General features: G+C 42.2%; 16 protein-coding genes. 12 read left to right on the forward strand and 4 right to left on the reverse strand.

Going from position 1 to position 21,024, the window contains the following annotated elements:
- Positions 1–9: 9 nt before the first annotated feature.
- Positions 10–1,173 carry a cysteine desulfurase family protein gene (locus BMZ78_RS04570; protein WP_093228356.1) on the reverse strand — a complete coding sequence of 388 codons (1,164 nt, stop codon included), beginning with the start codon at positions 1,171–1,173 and terminating at the stop codon, positions 10–12.
- 473 nt (positions 1,174–1,646) lie between these two features.
- On the opposite strand from BMZ78_RS04570, the gene BMZ78_RS04580 reads away from it, so the two are divergent.
- The 10 genes from BMZ78_RS04580 to BMZ78_RS04625 all read left to right on the forward strand — a co-directional run bounded on the left by BMZ78_RS04580 (position 1,647) and on the right by BMZ78_RS04625 (position 15,995).
- On the forward strand, positions 1,647–3,155 hold the full coding sequence (locus BMZ78_RS04580) for an L-aspartate oxidase (RefSeq protein WP_093228359.1): 1,509 nt from the start codon (positions 1,647–1,649) through the stop codon (positions 3,153–3,155).
- A gap of 11 nt (positions 3,156–3,166) precedes the next feature.
- A complete protein-coding gene (nadC, locus tag BMZ78_RS04585) occupies positions 3,167–4,015 on the forward strand; it encodes a carboxylating nicotinate-nucleotide diphosphorylase (RefSeq protein WP_093228361.1) in 849 nt (282 codons plus the stop codon).
- Positions 4,015–5,121, forward strand: coding sequence for a quinolinate synthase NadA (gene nadA / locus BMZ78_RS04590; protein WP_093228362.1), 1,107 nt, complete (start codon positions 4,015–4,017; stop codon positions 5,119–5,121). Before nadC ends, nadA begins: the two co-directional genes overlap by 1 nt.
- A gap of 624 nt (positions 5,122–5,745) precedes the next feature.
- A complete protein-coding gene (locus tag BMZ78_RS04595) occupies positions 5,746–6,903 on the forward strand; it encodes an HAD family hydrolase (protein WP_093228364.1) in 1,158 nt (385 codons plus the stop codon).
- A gap of 98 nt (positions 6,904–7,001) precedes the next feature.
- Positions 7,002–7,616: a superoxide dismutase gene (locus tag BMZ78_RS04600; RefSeq protein WP_093228365.1), complete on the forward strand. Its 615-nt coding sequence runs from the start codon at positions 7,002–7,004 to the stop codon at positions 7,614–7,616.
- Positions 7,617–7,806: 190 nt separating this feature from the next.
- Complete coding sequence (locus BMZ78_RS04605) at positions 7,807–8,082, forward strand: small, acid-soluble spore protein, alpha/beta type (RefSeq protein WP_093228367.1); 276 nt, start codon at positions 7,807–7,809, stop codon at positions 8,080–8,082.
- 332 nt (positions 8,083–8,414) lie between these two features.
- Positions 8,415–9,539, forward strand: a complete 1,125-nt coding sequence (locus tag BMZ78_RS04610; RefSeq protein WP_175482291.1) for an MGDG synthase family glycosyltransferase — start codon at positions 8,415–8,417, stop codon at positions 9,537–9,539.
- Positions 9,540–9,561: 22 nt separating this feature from the next.
- The gene (locus BMZ78_RS04615; protein WP_425263915.1) at positions 9,562–10,569 is read left to right on the forward strand and encodes a fumarylacetoacetate hydrolase family protein; all 1,008 of its coding nucleotides are present in this window, start codon (positions 9,562–9,564) and stop codon (positions 10,567–10,569) included.
- 346 nt (positions 10,570–10,915) lie between these two features.
- Complete coding sequence (locus BMZ78_RS04620; RefSeq protein WP_093228370.1) at positions 10,916–11,401, forward strand: GNAT family N-acetyltransferase; 486 nt, start codon at positions 10,916–10,918, stop codon at positions 11,399–11,401.
- Between the two features lie 283 nt (positions 11,402–11,684).
- Positions 11,685–15,995, forward strand: coding sequence for a PolC-type DNA polymerase III (locus BMZ78_RS04625; RefSeq protein WP_093228372.1), 4,311 nt, complete (start codon positions 11,685–11,687; stop codon positions 15,993–15,995).
- Between the two features lie 360 nt (positions 15,996–16,355).
- Here BMZ78_RS04625 and BMZ78_RS04630 read toward each other — a convergent pair whose 3' ends face one another.
- The gene (locus BMZ78_RS04630; protein WP_093228374.1) at positions 16,356–17,678 is read right to left on the reverse strand and encodes a helix-turn-helix domain-containing protein; all 1,323 of its coding nucleotides are present in this window, start codon (positions 17,676–17,678) and stop codon (positions 16,356–16,358) included.
- 292 nt (positions 17,679–17,970) lie between these two features.
- Between BMZ78_RS04630 and BMZ78_RS04635 the strand changes: the two genes are divergently transcribed.
- A complete protein-coding gene (locus tag BMZ78_RS04635; RefSeq protein ID WP_093228375.1) occupies positions 17,971–18,273 on the forward strand; it encodes a hypothetical protein in 303 nt (100 codons plus the stop codon).
- Between the two features lie 164 nt (positions 18,274–18,437).
- On the opposite strand, the gene BMZ78_RS04640 is transcribed toward BMZ78_RS04635, so the two are convergent.
- Complete coding sequence (locus BMZ78_RS04640) at positions 18,438–18,782, reverse strand: YolD-like family protein (protein WP_093228377.1); 345 nt, start codon at positions 18,780–18,782, stop codon at positions 18,438–18,440.
- Complete coding sequence (locus BMZ78_RS04645) at positions 18,779–20,008, reverse strand: DNA polymerase IV (RefSeq protein WP_093228379.1); 1,230 nt, start codon at positions 20,006–20,008, stop codon at positions 18,779–18,781. Before BMZ78_RS04645 ends, BMZ78_RS04640 begins: the two co-directional genes overlap by 4 nt.
- A gap of 197 nt (positions 20,009–20,205) precedes the next feature.
- Between BMZ78_RS04645 and BMZ78_RS04650 the strand changes: the two genes are divergently transcribed.
- Positions 20,206–21,012, forward strand: coding sequence for a hypothetical protein (locus BMZ78_RS04650; RefSeq protein WP_093228381.1), 807 nt, complete (start codon positions 20,206–20,208; stop codon positions 21,010–21,012).
- Positions 21,013–21,024 lie beyond the last annotated feature (12 nt).

Below are 21,024 nucleotides of genomic sequence, written 5' to 3' on the forward strand. Positions count from 1 at the left end.
CCAACTCCTTTATTCAGCGGGAATTAAGGATCGTAAATACTCAAGTACGCTTTTCAATTTTTCAATAAAGAAATCAATTCCTTCTTCCGTTGTATCTTTTCCAAAAGTGATCCGTAGGCTTTGATAAGCTATTTCTTCACTCTTCCCCATAGCCATGAGTACATGCGAAGCTTGATGTTTTCCCGCACTGCAAGCGGAGCCGCTGGACACATAAATTTGTTCACGGTTGAGTTCAAGTAAGATCGCCTGGCCTTCGACTTGATGGAAACTGAGATTGAGATTATTGGGCAAACGCTCAGACGGATGTCCATTCAGTGTTACCTGACCGATTCCTTCTTTAATCCGTTTCCAACAGAGGTCACGCAGTTGGGTAAGTCGCTGTGCCTCTTTCTCCACTTCTTTTTTGGCAAGCTGACTTGCAACACCAAATCCAATAATAGCCGGAGTATTTAACGTACTTGGACGTAAAGAGCGTTCTTGACCTCCGCCATATAATAGAGGCTCAATCCGTACTCCTTTACGGATATATAAAGCCCCAACCCCTTTTGGGCCGTATATTTTATGACTGCCGATGGATAGCAAATCGACACACAGTTCTTCAACGGTAAAAGGAACTTTGCCGAAATACTGTACTGCATCGGTATGAAATAAGGCAGATGTATCCTTTAATACAGCCCCAATTTCTTTAATGGGCTGAATGGTGCCTACTTCATTATTTGCAGCCATGATACTGACCAGGATGGTCTCATCCGTTAGCGCCTGTTTGACATCTTCCACTTGTACTTGACCCCATTCATCGACAGGGAGATAAGTAACACGAAATCCTTCACGCTCTAAATAGCGACAAGCCTCAAGTACGGAGGGATGTTCGATCTTTGTGGTAATAATATGATTTCCTTTTTTCTGTTTTCGGCAATTTCTTGCAGCACCGATGATCGCCAAATTGTTTGCTTCTGTTCCACTGCTTGTAAAAATAATTTCTCGCAAAGAAGAAGCACCCAGCGCATCAGCGATTTGCTTTCGGGCATGAGTGATTGCAGCATGAGGGCGTGTACCCATGTCATGAATGCTGCCAGGGTTTCCGAACTCTTTATGAAAAAAAGGAAGCATGGCATCCAGCACTTCTGGGCGAACAGGGCTTGTCGCACCATAATCAAGGTATAATGACTTCATGATCATTGCCTCCATCCAACATCATTCATCCATTGATCAAATCTAGCTTTGCCCGATCACGTATTTATTTAATCACATGGCAGGAACCATTCTTTTTTCAGTGGGTAAGCAGACGAGTATGGTTCTTTCCTTTTTATTATTATAGCGAAAAGAAGGAAAGGATAAGATGAAATTTGTGATACGGTTTATCCATGTAAGTTCAGCGACTGAAAGAGAAAAAGCAGGATAGACCCTTATGTTTCCGGGCAACACCATTAAAGGGATTTTTCCATAAAGTGGAGGGATGGGTACCGTACGGAGTGACTGTGATGGTACAGAAATTGTCACGGAGAAAGGAACCCATCCCGAACTGCTGGAGTAACGCATCCATATTTTCAGGATAGATAGTAAAAAATTAATGGTTGACATTACTCATTTTCCTGAGAAAATAAAACTGATACAAATTGTTAAGAATTTGTGAAAGGAATCCTAAGATGACACGAATAGAAACCGATTTTATCGTGGTAGGAAGTGGAATTGCCGGATTAATGACGGCCCTTTCCCTTTGTTCATCGGGACAGGTGATCATCCTTACGAAAGCCCGTCAGGAAGAAAGCAATTCTTTTCGTGCCCAGGGGGGGATTGCAGCGGCCATAGGAGAAGGAGATTCTCCTGAGTTGCATCGTGAGGATACACTGCGGACAGGAGCGGAACTGTGTGATCCAGCTTCGGTGGATCTGATGGTCCATATGGCTCCACAAACCATCCAGCTCTTGGCTGAATGGGGGATTCCATTTGACCAGGAAGATGGTGATTTTGCACTTGCACGGGAAGGATCTCATAGCATATCCCGAATTTTACATGTGTCGGGCGATTCGACAGGGGCAGGTATTACTTCTTCTTTATTGAAGCGGGCTAAGGAGTCGCAGCAGATCGAGATGGTCACGCATACCATGGTAGTGGATTTGTTCATGGATCAAGGTGTATGTAAAGGAGTCTTCACCTTTGACCTGGAACATCGCCCTGCCTGTTTTTTGGCGAGAAAAGGAGTGGTTTTAGCCACAGGAGGTTGTGGCCAGCTTTATCGTTACACAACCAATGATCTGGTGGCGACAGGTGATGGTTTTGCCATGGCATATCGTGCGGGAGCAAAACTGACCGATATGGAATTTATCCAATTTCATCCAACTGCTTTGGCAGTGGAGCAAAACCCGATGTTCCTGATTTCCGAAGCTGTCCGAGGAGAAGGAGCCATTTTGCTCAATGATGCGGGTGAAGCTTTTATGTCACGGTATCATGAATGGAAGGACCTGGCTCCCCGTGATGTGGTCTCGCGCGCCATCTACAGCGAGATGCAAGAAGGCAGGCGGGTATATTTGGATGCTACATGTCTTGGTTCCCGTTTTGCTAAGCGCTTTCCTAAAATCTATCGAGAGTGTTTGGCTAGAGATATTGATCCAGCAAAAGATTGGATTCCTGTCACACCAGCAGCTCATTTCATCATGGGAGGTATTCGTACGGATCTGGATGGACAAACAACCATCCCACGGTTATTTGCCTGTGGTGAGGTCGCTTGTACTGGCGTGCATGGAGCCAATCGTTTGGCGAGCAATTCCTTGCTGGAAGGGACTGTTTTCGCCCAACGTGTGGCTCAGAAATTGGCTTCTTTGGCTCCACAATCTTTAGAGATGGAAAAAGTAGACCATCCTCCTTTGTTCATAGATAAGCAAAAAGAGTTTGTGTTGAAAAGACGTATCCAAGAAATCATGTGGAATTATGCAGGCATTATTCGAACTTCTAGCGGCTTACTCAAAGGTTTGAAACAACTTGAGCAGTTGAAAGAGGAGATCCCAGTCGGTTTATTTGAATGTCACAATATGTTAGTTACTGCACAAATTATTATCCGTTCGGCTTTATGGAGACAAGAAAGCCGTGGCGGTCACTATCGATATGATTATCCTGAAACGAATGCAGAATGGTCAACCAAACATTATGTGATATAGGAGTAATGAGGATGAATTGGATACAGGTAAAGCGGATTATTCGTGAAGCTTTGAACGAAGATATTGGAGCAGGTGATTTAACGACAGATGCCCTGGTACCAGAAGGTCATCGCAGCTCGGCCTTGTTTTTGGCCAAGCAACCTGGAGTGATTGCGGGATTGCCTGTCATTCGCCTTGTCTTTCAAGAGTTGGATCCTGCGAGTGAGTTAACCTGTTTGGTGCAAGAGGGAGAAGAAGTGGAAAAAGGGACTGCGATTGCACGAATCACAGGTTCGACACGGGCAATTTTAACAGGAGAGAGAGTGGCCTTAAATCTGATTCAACGGATGTCGGGGATTGCGACCATCACGAGACAGTTAGTGAAAAAGTTGGAAGGTCTCCATTGTCGGGTCTTGGATACACGCAAAACGACTCCCGGTTTGCGGATTTTGGAAAAGTATGCCGTTCGGGTAGGTGGCGGAACCAATCACCGTTTTGGTTTAAGTCATGGTGTGATGTTGAAAGATAATCATATTGCCATGGCAGGAAGTTTATCGCGGGCGGTGGAGCTGGTTCGAAAGCATGTAGGGCATATGGTTCAGATTGAAGTAGAGGCTGACACATTGGAGCAGGTAAAAGAAGCGCTTACTTTAGATATTGACGCCATTTTGTTAGATAACATGGATGTGGAAACTTTAAAACAGGCTGTTCAGTTGATTAATGGAAAAGTATGGACAGAAGCATCAGGAGGCATTACCCCTGAAACGGTTCGTGAGATTGCTGAAACAGGTGTTGACGCAGTATCACTCGGCTGGCTTACTCACTCTGTGAAAGCTTTGGATATTGGTTTGGATTTTGAAACAGAAATGAGGGATACGTGATGGAATGGGAAACGACTACACTTGTACAGGATTTGCTGCCGGAGACTTATCGGAATTTGTCCAGTGAGGAACTTGATGAAAGAATCAGCCTGGCAAAACAGAAGCTGGGAAAAGATCTCGTTATTTTGGGTCATCATTATCAACGGGATGATGTCATTCAGTATGCGGATTTTCGTGGAGATTCATTGAAATTGGCAAGAATTGGAGCAGAGCAAAAAGAAGCGAAATACATTGTTTTCTGTGGCGTTCATTTTATGGCTGAAACTGCTGATACCTTGGCAGCCGATCACCAAATCGTCATTCTTCCTGACTTGAAAGCAGGCTGTTCCATGGCGGATATGGCTGAAATCGACGAAGTGGAAGAAGCGTGGGACATCATCCAAAATGAGTTCGGTGATACCGTTATTCCCGTTACCTATGTGAATTCTTCTGCTGCGATCAAAGCATTTGTGGGTCGGCATGGCGGTACGACCTGTACCTCCTCCAATGCGCGGGGTGTATTGGAGTGGGCTTTTAAGCAGAAGAAACGTATTTTGTTTTTGCCTGATCAGCATCTCGGGCGCAATACGGCCTATCAAATGGGAATTCCACTGGAGCGAATGGTTGTTTGGAGTCCGCAGGCAGGGGATTTTGAAGAAGTGCGTGGTCCGCTCGAAGAAGTCAAGATGATTTTATGGAAAGGGCATTGTTCCGTTCATCAGAAGTTTACCGTTGAACAAATTCAACGAATCCGTGAACGTGACCCGGAAATGAAAGTCATCGTTCATCCGGAATGTTCATTTGAAGTGGTGCAGTTGGCTGATGACTCCGGCTCGACCGAGTATATCATTAAAACGGTTGAATCGGCTCCAGCAGGAAGTAAGTGGGCGATAGGAACAGAAGTGAATTTGGTGCAGCGTTTGGCCAATGAAAACCCGGATAAAAAGATTGTGCTACTAAGTACGACCATGTGTCCGTGTTTAACCATGAACCGAATTGATCGCCCGCATCTGCTATGGGCATTGGAGAGCATTTTGGATGGTGAACCGATCAATCAAATAAAAGTGGATGATGAAACGGCCTATTGGTCCAAAGTGGCCCTGGATCGCATGTTGGCAATAAAATAAAGTTTTTCATATTCAAGTGATGAAGTTTAAAACCCAAGCTTGGCATCGAAGATCATCAGATGTTATGTTTGGGTTTTTCTATTGCACGATAGACAGCTGAAAAGTACATCTTACATGATTTGAGAGCTTGGCTAACAATAAAGTATGGAATTACTAGAGGTTTGGCTTCTTGCCTGTGGCAAATATTAAAAAGTTGGTTCAGTATCGAGGGAAAGCTTCTTATCATGTTGGGTATCATTCAATGATAATGGAAAAATTCCGATATTGAAAGTAGTACAGGTTGGTCTTGGGTGGAAGAAAGCATATCTAAATGAACCTACTTTCTTGTGCTGTTTTCAAATAGATAAAAAATGGATTTTTTTCAGCTTGTTGACAAAGTTTCTGTTATATGCCAGTTTTCCTTTTCCGTATCACTCCCGCTCTATAAAAACGAGCAAGAAGTTGTTCAACTGGAAAAGGAAAACCGGGTTTGCCAACAACCTCGATTTCTTTTATTTTTTACTTGTCATTTTTCCTTCCCTTTACTAGAATAAAGCGCAAGAAAAGGTTATCTATATATTTTACAATTGATGATGAAAGCTGGACATTGACCAAAGAGTGTCAAAAGAAAAGAGGGTTTTAGCTATGTACAAGATGATCTTGTTCGATGTTGACGGTGTCTTTTTAAGTGAAGAAAGGTGTTTTGATACAACTGCCTTAACGGTTTGGGAAATGTTAAATGCTTCTCACTTTCTAGGCTTGTCTCCGGAATCCTTTACGGTGTCACCGGATGATGAAATGATCAAGCGTATCCGTCAGGAAGTTTTTCAACAGGATCGCATATTGGATTGGTTGAAAACGCGAGGGGTTAATTCCAACTGGGATATGGCTTACATGATATTTTCTGCCCAGCTTCTTTTCATATTGAAGAAAATAGCTGAGCAAAAACCACAAGTTGCGCAACAGTTTTTGCAAGGAGAAATAAATGCTCATTCGTTACAAGCGTTAAAGAAATTATTACAAAATCATAACCTTTCATTTTCACCGCAGTTTGATCAATTTATCTCCTTGTTTCATGGACGGGAGGAAATTGATAAACATGAACTGCTGGTTTACTGGAATCAGTTAGCCGAAGAATGGTTTGGGGTGAAAGTTCAGGTATTTTCACGGAATAGTGCTTTGTGGGAATTAGGGAGATCTGTTTTTCAAGAGTGGTATTTGGGAGATGAATTATATAAACAGGTTGAACAAAAAATACCTTATAGTTCTGGAAAAAAAGGTTTTTTGAGTCAAGAGATACCGCTGGCAGATCCTCGACAAATTCAAGATGTGTTGAAACAATTGAAAGAGAAAGGAATTACTTTGGGAATCGGTACAGGACGCACCGAATTGGAAACAGTGGTACCTTTAACGGAACTGGGCTTTTATTCTTGCTTTGATTCCAATCGAGTGGTAACAGCTTCACAGGTTGTTGCTGCTGAAAGTGCTCATCCTGCTCATGCTCCGCTCGGAAAGCCGGAGCCATTCACTTATATCAAAGGATACTTGGGACGAGATCAGAGTGATGAAACCTGTTTATCCCTTTCTTTACCGATACAAGATGGGTCTGAAGTCCTCATTGTGGGAGACTCTGTGGCGGATCTGATCGCTGCGCGAAAAATGGGTTGCCATTTTGCTGCTACGTTGACCGGACTGACAGGACAGGCAGCACGCTCCAAATTTGAAGAGCTGGGCGCTGACTATATTTTGAATGATGTAACAGAGATTCTCCAGATTGTGAGTGGCGACCTTGCATCACGGTAAATACATTTTTTAAACAAATAAGTTGACTAAAGGAATGTTTTTTTAGCATAATAAAATTAAGAATATATTATGATTGACTACATAGGAGGGGTTGTAACATGGCCAAACATGAATTACCAGCTTTGCCTTATGCAAAAGATGCCTTGGAACCACATATTGATGCGCTAACAATGGAAATTCACCATGGTCGTCATCATGCTACTTATGTCAATAATTTGAACGCTGCACTTGAAGGTCATGCTGAGTTGGCTGAAAAAACCGTTGAAGAGCTCATTTCCAACCTGGATCAAGTGCCAGAAAGCATCCGTACTGCTGTACGCAATAATGGTGGCGGACATGCCAACCATACCTTGTTCTGGCAAATTCTCAGCCCAAATGGTGGCGGTGAGCCAACAGGAGAATTGGCAGCTGCGATCAATGAAACCTTTGGCAGCTTCGAGAAATTTAAAGAACAGTTTACAGATGCAGCGGTTAAACGTTTCGGTAGCGGATGGGCATGGTTGGTATATAAAGATGGCAAGCTGGCTGTAACCAGCACTCCAAACCAGGACAGCCCTCTCATGGAAGGAGCTACTCCTCTCCTGGGTCTGGACGTTTGGGAACACGCATACTATCTCAAATACCAAAACAAACGCCCAGATTACATCAAAGCTTTCTGGAACATCGTGAACTGGGAAGAAGTAAACAAACGCTATCTCCAAGCCCGTGGTTAATGCAGATCACCGAACTCACCCCAAAACAAGGGGTGAGTTTTTTTATGCATGGAGTATTGCGCCCTTATGAAAAAAGGAGAAATAAAATAGTGGGAAAACCTTGGATCCATATGGAAGAATATGTTGTTCTGTTTCAACAGAAACTGGAGAAAGAGGCTTAAAATGATAATGGAGGAGAGGTGTTTGTAGTTTGGCCAGGCGTAAAAAAAGGCAACCGCTCGTCCCTGAAGCGCGTCAGGAATTGGATCAATTACAAGTAAAGCTGATAAATCAAGCACTTGGAACCCAAGCCAAAAACCCAGAGGAAATGAAAATGGAAATGGCCAAACAGTTGGGTATTCTCTATAATCAACAAGGTAATGAAGATATGAAGGCGAAGGATGCGGGAAAAATCGGTGGAGCCATTGGTGGACAGCTGGTCAAAAAATTGGTTCAGATGTCCCTGGATGCATTATCCCGGCGATAGCGAATAATTCTACCCAACAGGCTCTTATGTTGAATTCAGAGGGATGAAAAAGTATTCTGTTTTCATAAGATGGAGGGTGGGTTCCTTGCGGAATGACTGCGATGGTACAGAAGTCGTCACGGAGGAAGGAACCCATCCCAAAACATGGGAGAAACGTATCCATATTTTCAAATAGGCTCTCGAATGCCTTAACAAAGGGAATACCGAACTGCATCCCCATAAGAAGAGGGGGACTTCTGGTGCAAATGTGTTAAAATAATGAGGGATTAAAAATATATGAAGCAGAAAAGCAGTATAATGGGGATAGTATGGTACAAGGGAGGGAACTGGAAATGGAGCGAGTCTTGCTGCTTTCCATGGGCTTTGGTACAGGGCATAACATGGTTGCCAAGACACTCGAAAAAACATTTGAATCAAAGTCCAATGTGAAAGCAGAGACCCTGGACCTGTTGCATCTGATCCCTGGGAAATTTCATCCTCTCTTGCAGTCAGGTTATCAAGGTATGTTAACAAAATTTCCTAATTTTTATCATTACTTGTATGACTGGACTTATCAATCCCGTGTTTTTCGCTATGTTTCGAGTGAATTTATCGAGAAAATGGGTTGGACGATTCGCAAGAAAATCAACCAGATGTTTGAAGATATACAACCTACACATATTGTTTCAACCCATCCCTTTGCCTTATTGATGTTGCCTCCCAAGTGGGAGGGGATCCCAAGCGTTGGGGTAGTTACTGATTACGAGCTTCATCCAATCTGGTTTGGTCGAGTACCCGATATTCTATGTGTCCCCAAACAACTGCTTAACTGCGATACATTGGAAAGACTGAAATGGAAAACAGGAGTGCAAATCATTGAGACAGGAATCCCTGTTCATCCTGATTATTATAAGCCCATGTCTCAGAGAGAAGCGCGAAAGCGGCTTTCCCTCGAGTCGGATCGGCCTGTTGTATTGGTAATGGGTGGAGGTATGGGACTAGGCCCATTAGAGCAATTGGTTGATGAACTGAATCCTTTGACCGATTTTCAGTTTGTGGTCTTAACAGGAAATAATCAGGAATTGTATGAACGCTTGAAAATGCGTGGGTATGGAAAGCATATTCGAATTGAGCCATTTCGTTCGGACATCCCCCTTTGGATGTCAGCGGCTAATTTATTGGTTACAAAGCCAGGTGGAGTTACCATTAGTGAAGCGATTGCGAAACAATTGCCCATGTTTTTGTTTGAAGCTTTTCCTGGACAGGAACAGGCCAACCAAAAATATTTATTACATCATCGACTCGCTGTAGAGACAAATCCAGAAACGATACGGAACCAAATCGAAGCCTTCTTCTCACTAAGGTTAAACCGTGATTTATCTCCTAAACAGTATGAGCTGTTAATGTCACCAAATGCGGCGGAGAAAATTGTTGATGTTACGTTTAATCCAAAGTCTTCGCAAGTACAAATATTATAAAGTACGGAGAGGAGCGATCTGGTTGAAGCTGGTTACATACGTTTTGCCAATGGATGATTTGCATATTCAAAGCAACCAAGTGACAGCTGCCCGTCTTGGCTGGGTTCAGGATTCATGGGTTGTGGATGTGGTTTTGGCACAAAAGTGGCTGATCGAGAATAAGAGGATGTCTTTTCCGCATTTATTGCCTACGGACATGCTTACATTATTGGAACGGGGCGAAAATGAGCTTGCGATGTTACGAGAAGTGGTAAGTTCATTTCATGGGATGGATTTGTCACCGTTATCAGTTGAAGGCGAAAGCCTTGCTTTAGCGCTTCAGGAAGTGACTTTGCTTGCTCCACTCCCCAATCCCAAAAGCGTACGGGATTTTTATGCTTTTGAACAACATGTAAAAACATCACGAGCTCGAAGAGGACTGAAAATGATTCCTGAATGGTATGAAATCCCTGTCTTTTATTTCTCAAACCATCATGCCATTTATGGTCCAGAAGCAGGAATCAAAAGGCCATCTTATACAAAATGGCTGGATTTTGAGTTGGAAGTTGCTTGTGTGATAGGGAAACGAGGAAAAAACATTCCTGCTGAAAAAGCACGGGAATATATGGTTGGATTTTGCATCATGAATGATTGGAGTGCTCGTGATGTACAAAAAAAAGAAATGGAAGTGGGACTTGGACCGGCTAAGGGGAAAGATTTTGCGACATCACTGGGACCTTATCTTGTCACATTGGATGAGCTGGAAGATCGACGTGTGGGCGAGCATTGGGATCTGGCCATGACCGCGAAAGTAAATGGAGTTCAACTTTCAGCCGGAAATTTAAAGGATTTATATTGGAGTTTTGCCCAGATGGTCGAAAGAGCATCCAGTGAGTGTGAATTGTTCCCTGGAGATGTCATTGGCTCTGGTACCGTGGGTACAGGATGTATTTTGGAATTGGGGGTAGAAGTTCATCGCTGGTTGGAACCTGGAGATGTGGTAGAGTTAGAAGTGGAACGATTGGGGATCTTGCGTAATCCAATTCAATAGATACATATATGCCCTCTTCCATGAACGAAGGGGGTTTTATTATGCAACTCTTTCTAATTGACTGACGGATAACCATTATACGATCAATTTATTTCCTGTTTAGATTCTATTTAGCGATCGTTAAGGAACAAAGCTTATACTTGTATGTAGGTGATTTTTTCGTTTATGGTATAAGCTTTCAGTTTCTATTATTTTTAACCATTTTGTGAAATAGGTTTCGTTTTATATTTATTCGTGAAAGTTAAAGATAAAGAAAAGGTTTCCGTTTTATTTTTGGCGAATTGAAAAGATATGAAATTTGTTGAGTTACAGGGTTAAGCAGTTTTCAGCAAGGGGTTGATTCTCTATGAGATATATTTTCCGTATAGCTAAGCCCTCAGATGCTCCACTATTAAAAGAATTTTTATATCTGGCTTTTAAAGATTCACATGGAATTGAAGATGTATCCAGAGAAGAATTAGAACCAATGATTCAACGTTATTTAAATGATTGGGGGCAACCAGGTGATCTGGGCTTTATTATTGAGTCGATTGAAGAGTCAAAGCCGGTTGCTGCGGCCTGGTTTCGACAGTTTTCGGAGGATCGGCCCGGATATGGTTTTGTTGCACCAAATATCCCTGAAGTAACGATTGCCGTTTTACCCGAATATCGGCATGCCGGCTTGGGAAGAGATTTATTGATGCGACTCATCGACCAGGCGCGAATGGAAGGATTTCCTGGATTGTCTCTATCAGTAAAGAAGTCCAATCCAGCCCGGAAGTTTTATGAACGCCTGGAGTTTAAATTGGTACGTGAATCGGGAAATCTGGAAGTGCTCCAACGTGCTTTATAATGGATTTGAATCTCCATGATTCTATAACTATCGAATAAAATAAGAAAAAGATAGAACAAATCGGTTCTTCTGGCAATGAGTTTGGTCATCACTCATTGAAGGAGGATCGATTTTTTATTTGGAAGAAAGTGCGTTCTGATATCAGATGTTTGATTGATCTTCGAATCTGTTTTTCTCTATCTTTTTTAGGGTGATCTGTTGGTTGAGAGGAACGGATTCCTATGATAGGATAGCTATATTCTCGATGGATGTCAGATTGATGGATGATAGGGGGCTGGAGTGATTGGTTAAGCAGGAAAAGTTATTAAGGCTATTTCAAGAGGCGAATTTGCCTCAAGATTGGCTGTCCACTTACTTTCAAGAAGCAAGGATTCAAAGAGTGGTCGTCAATCCTCATCAACATTCGTGGCTCATCCATCTCCATGTTCCTGAACCGATTCCAGCAGAAATTTGGTACGAGTTTCAAATGACGATAAGAAAGCATTTTAAACCCATTCATGTCGTTGTGCAGTTTTACTATGACCGGGTTGAGCATGAAATTGTTGTTCAAAAGTATAAATATTTGATTCAAAAACAGATTCAAGAAAATGTCGCTCCAGCTGTTGCTACATGGTTTGGCCAGGCAGAATGGACTGTCAATGAATCACAGATCGAGATTTTGTTTCCAAATGAAGCTGTTTTACAGTTTGCCAAACAACGGCAACTGGATCAATATGTGTCGAGATATTATAAATGGATTACAGGACAAGAATTACCTGTACGATTGGCATGTCAATCAAAAGCGGAAAGCGAAAAACAGCTTGAACAATTTCAGGAAATGCGAGCCAGACAAGAGCAGGCAATTGTAGAGCAAATACTGACAGAGCAAGCCGAAGCAGCGTATAAAGCAGACGAAAAAGCAGAACAGGATGAAGCATCAGCGGTTGTGGAGAAAAAAATCGGTTATTCCATTCAGGAAGATCCGGTACCGATTGCGCAAATCACAGAAGAAGAAAAACGGATTGTAGTCAAAGGAAAAGTTTTCAAAAAAGAAGTTCGTGAATTAAAAAGCGGTCGGCAGTTGTTGACATTTAATTTGACTGATTATACCAATTCAATTTCTTGTAAAATATTTGCCAGAGATAAAGAGCAGGCGGCAGTTTTTTCGTTAATTCAGGATGGAGATTGGTTGAAAGTCCGTGGCTCCGTGCAGTTTGATACCTTTGCACGCGATTTGGTACTCATGATCAACGATTTGGTAGAAATCGAGCCAGAAGAGAGAAAGGATACAGCTGAAGAGAAACGGATTGAGCTTCATTGTCATACTTCCATGTCGGCAATGGATGGCGTAGTCGATGTCAAACAGATTATCAAACGGGCAGCGAAATGGGGACATCCTGCTATTGCCATTACGGATCATGGAGTCGCACAAGCATACCCAGATGCTTACAAAGCTGGAAAAGAGCATGGTATCAAAGTATTGTTTGGGATGGAAGCCAACATTGTGGACGATGGAGTTCCCATCGCCATGAATGCAGAAGAACGGAAACTGCTGGAAGACACGTATGTCGTGTTTGACGTGGAAACAACAGGTTTATCTGTCGTTCATGATGTGATCATCGAGTTGGCAGCTGTGAAAATCAAGAATGGAGAAATTGTGGACCGTTTTTCTGAATTTGCCAATCCACACCGTCCATTATCCCAACATATTATCGAGTTGACCCACATTACGGATGATATGTTAAAAGATGCACCAGAGATCGACGATGTGATTAGCCGCTTTTTACAGTTTATCGAAGGATGCACATTGGTTGCTCATAACGCCCGTTTTGATATGGGCTTTTTGCAAGAAGCAGTGAAGCGGATTGGAAAAGAGCGTGTCAATAATCCTGTCATCGATACGTTAGAATTGGCTCGCTTCTTGTATCCATCCATGAAGAACCATCGCTTGAATACATTGGCAGATAAATTGGGCGTGACACTTGAACAGCATCACCGGGCGATCTATGATGCCGAGACGACAGGACATATTTTATGGAAGATGCTGTTGGAAACAGTGGAGAATAAGGGCATTGAGTATTTGCATCAACTAAACGAAAATACGGGTGATCGGGATCTCAGTCGCTTGCGTCCGTTTCATGCCATTATTTTGGTGAAAAACCAAGCCGGTATGAAAAACCTGTACAAACTCATTTCAATGTCGCATTTGGACTATTTTTATCGCGTTCCTCGCATTCCACGTAGTCAGCTTGTCAAACATCGAGAAGGATTGATTATTGGGTCTGGCTGTGAAAAAGGGGAACTGTTTGAGACAGCTTTGAATAAATCACCTGCAGAAGTAGAGGAAGTCGCCCAGTTTTATGATTATTTGGAGATTCAACCTGTCGAAGTGAATATGCATTTAGTAGAAAAAGGCTTGGTAGAAAGCCCGGAACGGCTGCGTGATGCCAATCGTCTACTGGTAGAGATTGGCGAGAAACTGGGAAAACCGGTCGTCGCTACATCCAATGCGCATTATCTGGATGAACACGAGGCGATTTATCGGGAGATTTTGGTACAAAACCAAAACGGTTTCCGTAACTCTTCACCACTGCCCAAAGCTTATTTCCGTACAACGGATGAGATGTTAAAAGAGTTCTCCTATTTAGGGGAAGAAAAAGCGAAAGAAGTGGTGATTCATGCACCTCGCATGATTGCTGATTGGGTTGAGGAGGGGATTAAGCCGTTCCCGGATGGGTTGTCCACTCCAGTTATTGAAGGCGCTGATAAAGAGCTGGAAGAGATGTGTTACAAAAAAGCACATGATTGGTATGGCGATCCATTGCCAGAAGTGGTACAAAAACGTTTGGATCGGGAGTTAAGCAGTATTATTAAACACGGATTTGCCGTGATTTATCTCATTTCGCAGCGTCTGGTAACCAAATCCCTTTCAGATGGCTATCTGGTAGGTTCTCGGGGATCTGTTGGATCTTCATTCGTGGCGACCATGAGTGATATTACAGAGGTAAATCCACTTCCGCCGCATTGGCGTTGCCCGAACTGTAAACATAGCGAATTTGTATTGGATGGATCGTATGATTCCGGCTTTGATTTACCAGATAAAAATTGCCCCAAATGCGACACCAAGATGATCAAAGACGGACATGACATTCCGTTCGAAACCTTCTTGGGGTTTGAAGCAGATAAGACACCTGATATCGACTTGAACTTTGGTTCCGATTATCAGGCCCGTGCCCATGCCTATACCGAAGAACTGTTTGGTAAGGACTACATCTATCGTGCCGGAACCATTTCGAAAGTTAAAGAAAAAACAGCTTATGGCTTTGTAAAGAAATATGAAGAAAAAATGAATCTCCGCTTGCGGCAGGCAGAGATTGATCGTTTGGTTCAAGGATGTACAGGTGTGAAGAGAACCACAGGACAACATCCAGGTGGTCTCATGGTTATTCCGCAATATAAAGAAGTATACGATTTCACTCCCGTACAACATCCGGCAGATGACGTAAAATCAGGAACACGCACTACTCACTTTGACTACAATGCGATTAGTGGTCGTATCCTCAAACTGGACATTCTGGGACACCAGGATCCAACTACGATTCGAATGCTACAGGATCTAACTGGCGTGGATCCCAAAGAGATTCCGATGGATGATCCAGAAGTGATGAAGATCTTCAGCGGAACAGAGTCGCTAGGTGTGACACCCGAGGAGATTGGAGGCGTAAAAACTGGAACATTAGGGATTCCAGAGTTCGGTACCCAGTTTGTGCGGCAAATGCTTGAAGATACCAAACCGAAAACTTTCTCAGAGTTGGTACGGATTTCAGGTCTGTCGCATGGAACCGATGTATGGTTGGGAAATGCTCAAGAGCTGATTCGAAACGGGATCTGTACCTTGTCCGAAGCGATCTGTACGCGGGATGACATTATGCGCTACCTGATTTTAAAGGGCGTTCCGCCTAAAGATTCGTTCAAGATTATGGAGAAGGTGAGGAAAGGAAAAGGCTTGACGGATGAAGAAGCCGATTTGATGAGGCAGCACGGAGTACCAGAGTGGTACATTGGTTCTTGCCGCAAGATCGCGTACATGTTCCCGAAAGCGCATGCGGTTGCTTATGTGATGATGGCTGTAAGGATTGCATGGTTTAAAGTCCATCGTCCGATTGCTTATTATGCGACTTATTTCTATCGTTTGCTGGGGGACTTTGATGCGGAGATTGTGATGAAAGGTCCTGACTACGTTAAACGTTTGATCAAAGAAATTAATGAAAAGGGAAATGCAGCTTCACCAAAAGAAAAAGGCTTGCTTACCGTATTGGAATCTGTCCTTGAATTTTATGCACGTGGCTTTACCTTTAAACAAGTTGATTTATATAAATCGCATGCGAAACAGTTTGTGATCGATGGCAATAGTCTGATCTTGCCTTTTGCTTCCATCGCCGGAGTCGGAGAGAGTGCGGCGATCAATATGATGGAAGCACGTAAAGATGGGGAGTTTCTATCGATTGATGACTTTCAGTCACGAACCAAAGTATCCAGCACCGTAGTTGAGATTTTAAAAAACATGGGTTGCTTGGACGGATTACCGCAAAGTAATCAGCTGGTTTTATTCTAAGAGGGGGAAAAATGCCCCTCTTTTTTGCAATAAGCAAGACCATTTTCTCTCAAGTAAAGAGGAGAAAATGGTCTAATTTTTTGATTTATACGTATATATGTAATCATTTACGGGAAAAGAATACAAAAGGCCAAGATTTGATTGAAGAGTGAAAGAAATTCTTAGTCGTTGGTTGGATCAGGAATGAAGTCAGTGGTTGGATCTGGGATGCGGAAAAACATATCCATTCACCTCCTTTTCATAATAGAATATAGAATCATTTTTCTAATAAATAAAATTTAACTGAAATTTAATATTGCTATTTATACAAAATAGGGAAAAAATGGAATGTATGGGCTTTAAAAAAGAATACATTTATTTCTAAATGCATTCTATTCCTTTTTGATTATTACGGAACTTCACTTTTACCAAGCGCTTGGAGTAATTTTGGAATTTCTCTATATCTCCAATTTGTTCATAGCAGTAACATAGATTGACCACAATTTCTTCTTCACGATCAGTCGAATTGTGTTTTTGAGCCAAGGTTAAGGCTTTCTCAAAAGGCTGGATCGCCTGGTAGTATTTTTTCTGCTTTAAGTAAAAATTGCCGAGAGCGATTAAGGCACCAATATAGGGGAGAATGTGATCACTTCTTTCGCCGATCTTAACGGCTTCCTCCAAAGCTTGTTGAGCTTGTGTATATTTGTTTTGTTCGAGGTATAAAAGTCCGAGTTGTGTATAGGGAGTAATTAACAAATGTTCTTTTCTGATTTTCTCTTTTATGTCTAAAGCTGTCAAGTAGCAAATTTCAGCCTCTTCCAACTTTTGCAAACTGAAATGGATATTACCAAGTAATGTCCAAAGCTCCGAAGAGCGTTCATACATGCGGTTGATTCGTGCAAGTTCGATCCCGGTTTCGGTACAGGCGATCGCTTGCGAATAAAGTTTATTCCGATGATAGATGCGAGCCTGCAATACATAAATACTGAGGGTACTGTTGGTACTTTTAAATTCTTCTGGTTGGGAACGCAGCTGTTCAATGGTTTGAATGGACTCCTCCAATCGCCCTAAATCTTCAAGGTAAATCGCTTTATTGGCCAGTAGCATGGATTTTACATAACTTCGTTCTCCATCGGGAACAAAGGCATCTATTCCTTTTTGTGTGTAATGAAGAGCTTGTTCGAGTTCATTTTTGTAAAAGTAGATAGTACCCAGTTCGTTGTAGCAAATGGATTTGATATTGGATTTTTCCAGATTGGGATGCTGATCTACCTGTTGAATGGCTTTCAGGAAATAAGTCTCCGCTTTTTCTTTGTTTTTTCGGTAGTAACTTTTTCCCTTCAGGTAGTTGATCATACCAGGGCAACATGAGAAGTGACCACTGTTCAATTGTCGTAATCTGGCAAGTCCTGCATTGGGATCGACCAAATCAATCATGTTTTCAATCGACATCAGTTGTAGGCGGTATTTTTTTTCATTCTTCTTCTCTTCTGTTGTTAAATTAGATAGTTCTTCTAAACCAACATCTAATTTTTTTGCATAGTAATTAATTTTTTCTATACTCACATAGGGGTTTCCCCGTTCAATATTGCTGATCGTTGAAGCGGATATATAATCATCTGCTAGATTCTCAATGGTAAAACCTTGATCTTTTCGTATGCGGCGAAGCATTTCTCCTGACTTTTTTCGATCAGAATAGTTCAAAGGTGGTCACCTCATATTTGCATAAGCTATATATAGGTAATATGATAGTGAAAACAAATTTCCTGCAAAAAAAAGTGTTTTTTTTATCGAAATTTCCCGGATTAAATTTCTTGCAAAATATTTTTGCAAAAATGTACAAATAGGGGGGAAATTCGCTTATTTATAGGTTTTATTTGCAGAATGCGTGAATGGGACTTAAAAATTTGATATATTTACCAAATGTTCTGAATAAATTATAATAATAATGACTAAAGCAATTGGTTTTAGAAAATTACCAAGGGGGAATTTTCAGATGCTGAAGTTGCGTGTGATGGGGTCACCTTTCGAGGTACATACATTCATAAATCATGTACAGTCAGACCCTCAGTATAAAGTGGAGTATACCACTGAGATCTATAAACACATTAATCACGAAAATGAAGCGATTGCTTTTGCCAATCTGGAGTTTAGCCCCACTCGAAGAGATGAGTTGGTTGTGAAAATTTCCACGGCAGACAATAAGGAATGTGAGATTTGTTTGTTGGATGGTCAGGTGGTGAAAATGGGAGATCATATTACGTTGATCAGTGGCAAGGTATATGACGTATTTAGCTGATGGGTGTTGTTTTTGAAAATGGGTTATGAGCGGAATTTTCCTGACTTTTTCTTCTGATTAGTTAAAGGTTGGTCTCAATGGATGATTCTTGGTATTTTGGATTGATTCTTTTGTTGTTGAAGCGGATGAATGTAGTAACCTCCTAGAGAATAGGAGGTATTTTTTTATTCGGAGGATGGAGATTCTACTCCATAGATTTGGTCGAAATGGATGATACGAATAAGCTGTCCATTGACTACTTTGATCCATCGCTCATGGGGGTCAATTTTTTCGATAAAACCACAAAACTGTTGAGGTCTTTTGTGCTCAACATATTGAATGAGCAGTGGAAATTCTCCCTCTAAGCCTTCCAGAATCAAACGGTTTATTTCTTGCCAGGCCTCTTCAGTAAGGATGGGTGGAGTAAATGTTTGTTGCTGTTTGTAATGTTTGAGCAGCTGCTCGCGATGTTCGGGTAGAAACATCCGGCTTCCTTCCCATAACATATTTTTGCGATATAAGATGCTCATTTGTAGTGACCTCCGATCTTTTTGGCGCGATCCAGAGCTTGCCCAGCAGGAGTCAGTGAAATGGCGCGTAAGATGGCAGTGTCACCAAAACGTCTTTTGATCTCATCCATCACGTAGCCGATCTTCATGCGTTTGTTCTCTTGTTCGAAGAGATGAAGCTGCATTTTGTGATCCGAAACCAATTTACTCAAGTGAATACCAAGTGAACGAATCGGCTGTTCATCCCAATGTCGCAGAAACAAATCCCATGCGTGTTGGAAAGCAAACATCGTTTGATTGGTTGGATAAGGTAGAGTCGATTGACGATGAAAACCGGTTGGAATGTCAAAATTGGCTCCTCGGCAAGAAACATGAATGGTTTGCCCCATCAGGTGTTGAGTTCGGGCACGACGGCATACTTCTTCGCTGAGTTCGAGCAAAACCACACGAATTTCATCGGCTGTACGATAATCTCGTGGCAGTGTTATATGATGACCGATCGATTTTTGTTGATAAAAAGTAGTTCGTGAAACAGGAGATAAATCAATTCCATTCGCCGTCATCCACAAAACATTTCCATGGATGCCCCAGCGCTTTTTTAAACGTTCGACAGGAAAAGTGGCGAGTTCGCCAATGGTTCGAATCCCCATTTGCCGTAAATGCCGGGACATACGCCTTCCCACTCCAAACATCCTTTCAATGGGTAAGGGCCAAAGGTATTGTTTCATATTGTGGTGAGTTAACCAGAAGATCCCATTTTCCAGTTTTTTGGCAAAGTTATCGCAAGCCATTTTGGCAAGAACTTTATTAGGACCCATTCCAATTCGGGCATGTAGGCGAAGTTCGTTACGAATCGTTTCTTGAATTTTTTTGGCGATGGTTTGCGGTGGGCCAAATAACTTCTCGCTTCCTTTGATATCGATAAACTGTTCATCGATTGAATAGGGTTCCACTTGATCGCTAAATCGTTCCAAAATTTGGGTAAGTTGTATGGAGGTATCGAGATAGACTTGCATACGTGGACGGACTACAACAAGCTCAGGACATTTTTTCTTTGCTTCCCACAAGGTATCGGTTGTTTGAATTCCATACGATTTGGCAATAGGACAAGCAGCCAAGATAATTCCACTACGGCGCTGTGGATCTCCAGATACGGCTACAGGGAGATGTTGAAGAGTTGGATCATGAGCTTTTTCTACACTGGCATAAAAGGATTGAATATCCACAAGCAAAATGATGGAATCCATTGTTATTCACCTCACCGATAGTGCGAACGTATGATTGCTTATCCTTCAACTGTATTATATGAGAATACATGTTCTATTAGTAGTGGGAAATGATGTAAAATGAGAAGTGTACGGAGTAATAAATGGTGTTGTCACGAAGTGGAAAATAAGCGAAAATAAACGGAAGCATGTAAAACTTGAGGCGAGGTGGAGTGTAGATGCGTTATTTTGTTCCTGATTTGCAGTTAGGTGCTTTTCTGCCTGAACCGAAGCAATTTGTCGAGCAATACGGAGGGGTTCCCTGGGGATTGCCTGTTGAGCGTTGGCCAATCTGTGCCGAATGTGGAGAGCCGATGACCATGCTCGCTCAATTTCAGCACCATCCTGAGCGGCTCCCATTGGGGAAAGAAGGCAGAGTGTTATATTTATTCCAGTGTGAATCCATGCAAGGTTGTGCCACATGGGAAGCTGAAAGTGGGGCAAATGCTGTTATTATCCTGGAGCCGGAGCAAATACAGGATCATCTTACACTTCCTCCATCAGAGAAAACATGGATTTTGCCAGAAGCGCGAGTAGTAAAATGGAATGCAAAAGATGATGGTGTGCCAGTGGATTGGCAGGAACATTTTTTGGATGGAGATATGTATCATCAATGGTATATCGATGGAGACCTGCCCGAAGGATTGGAAACAACCAAGTTGGGTGGTTTCCCGGAATGGGTTCAGTGGCCAGAAGGGTATCCAAAACCTTATTACTTTGCTGGACAGTTTGATTCAGGGTTAACTGTGGAAATCCCTGAGGGGGACAAGCAGTTGGCAGAACAGGAAAAGAACGGATATCGTTTTTATGAGGTTTCGCCTGAAATAGGCCAGCCGTTTGTTGTTTATATCATTGAAAATGAAAAGACAGGTGAACGAAAATACAATGTAGAATTTGCTAGCTTTGGTGATACCGGTATCGGTTATCTGTTTGTAAATCCAGACCCACATCAACCAGCTGGAAAATTCTTATGGCAGTGTACATAGAAGAATAGAGGA

The sequence above is a fragment of the Thermoflavimicrobium dichotomicum genome (genome assembly GCF_900114055.1).
In the GTDB taxonomy this organism is placed as follows: Bacteria; Bacillota; Bacilli; order Thermoactinomycetales; family Thermoactinomycetaceae; genus Thermoflavimicrobium; species Thermoflavimicrobium dichotomicum.

Coding starts and splice junctions, on each gene's coding strand:
- BMZ78_RS04610 (WP_175482291.1), top strand. CDS start 8,415: ATGGAGCGAGTCTTGCTGCTTTCCATGGGCTTTGGTACAGGGCATAAC.
- nadC (WP_093228361.1), top strand. CDS start 3,167: ATGAATTGGATACAGGTAAAGCGGATTATTCGTGAAGCTTTGAACGAA.
- BMZ78_RS04635 (WP_093228375.1), top strand. CDS start 17,971: ATGCTGAAGTTGCGTGTGATGGGGTCACCTTTCGAGGTACATACATTC.
- BMZ78_RS04595 (WP_093228364.1), top strand. CDS start 5,746: ATGTACAAGATGATCTTGTTCGATGTTGACGGTGTCTTTTTAAGTGAA.
- BMZ78_RS04580 (WP_093228359.1), top strand. CDS start 1,647: ATGACACGAATAGAAACCGATTTTATCGTGGTAGGAAGTGGAATTGCC.
- BMZ78_RS04620 (WP_093228370.1), top strand. CDS start 10,916: ATGAGATATATTTTCCGTATAGCTAAGCCCTCAGATGCTCCACTATTA.
- BMZ78_RS04600 (WP_093228365.1), top strand. CDS start 7,002: ATGGCCAAACATGAATTACCAGCTTTGCCTTATGCAAAAGATGCCTTG.
- BMZ78_RS04640 (WP_093228377.1), bottom strand. CDS start 18,782: ATGAGCATCTTATATCGCAAAAATATGTTATGGGAAGGAAGCCGGATG.
- BMZ78_RS04645 (WP_093228379.1), bottom strand. CDS start 20,008: ATGGATTCCATCATTTTGCTTGTGGATATTCAATCCTTTTATGCCAGT.
- BMZ78_RS04570 (WP_093228356.1), bottom strand. CDS start 1,173: ATGAAGTCATTATACCTTGATTATGGTGCGACAAGCCCTGTTCGCCCA.
- BMZ78_RS04650 (WP_093228381.1), top strand. CDS start 20,206: ATGCGTTATTTTGTTCCTGATTTGCAGTTAGGTGCTTTTCTGCCTGAA.
- nadA (WP_093228362.1), top strand. CDS start 4,015: ATGGAATGGGAAACGACTACACTTGTACAGGATTTGCTGCCGGAGACT.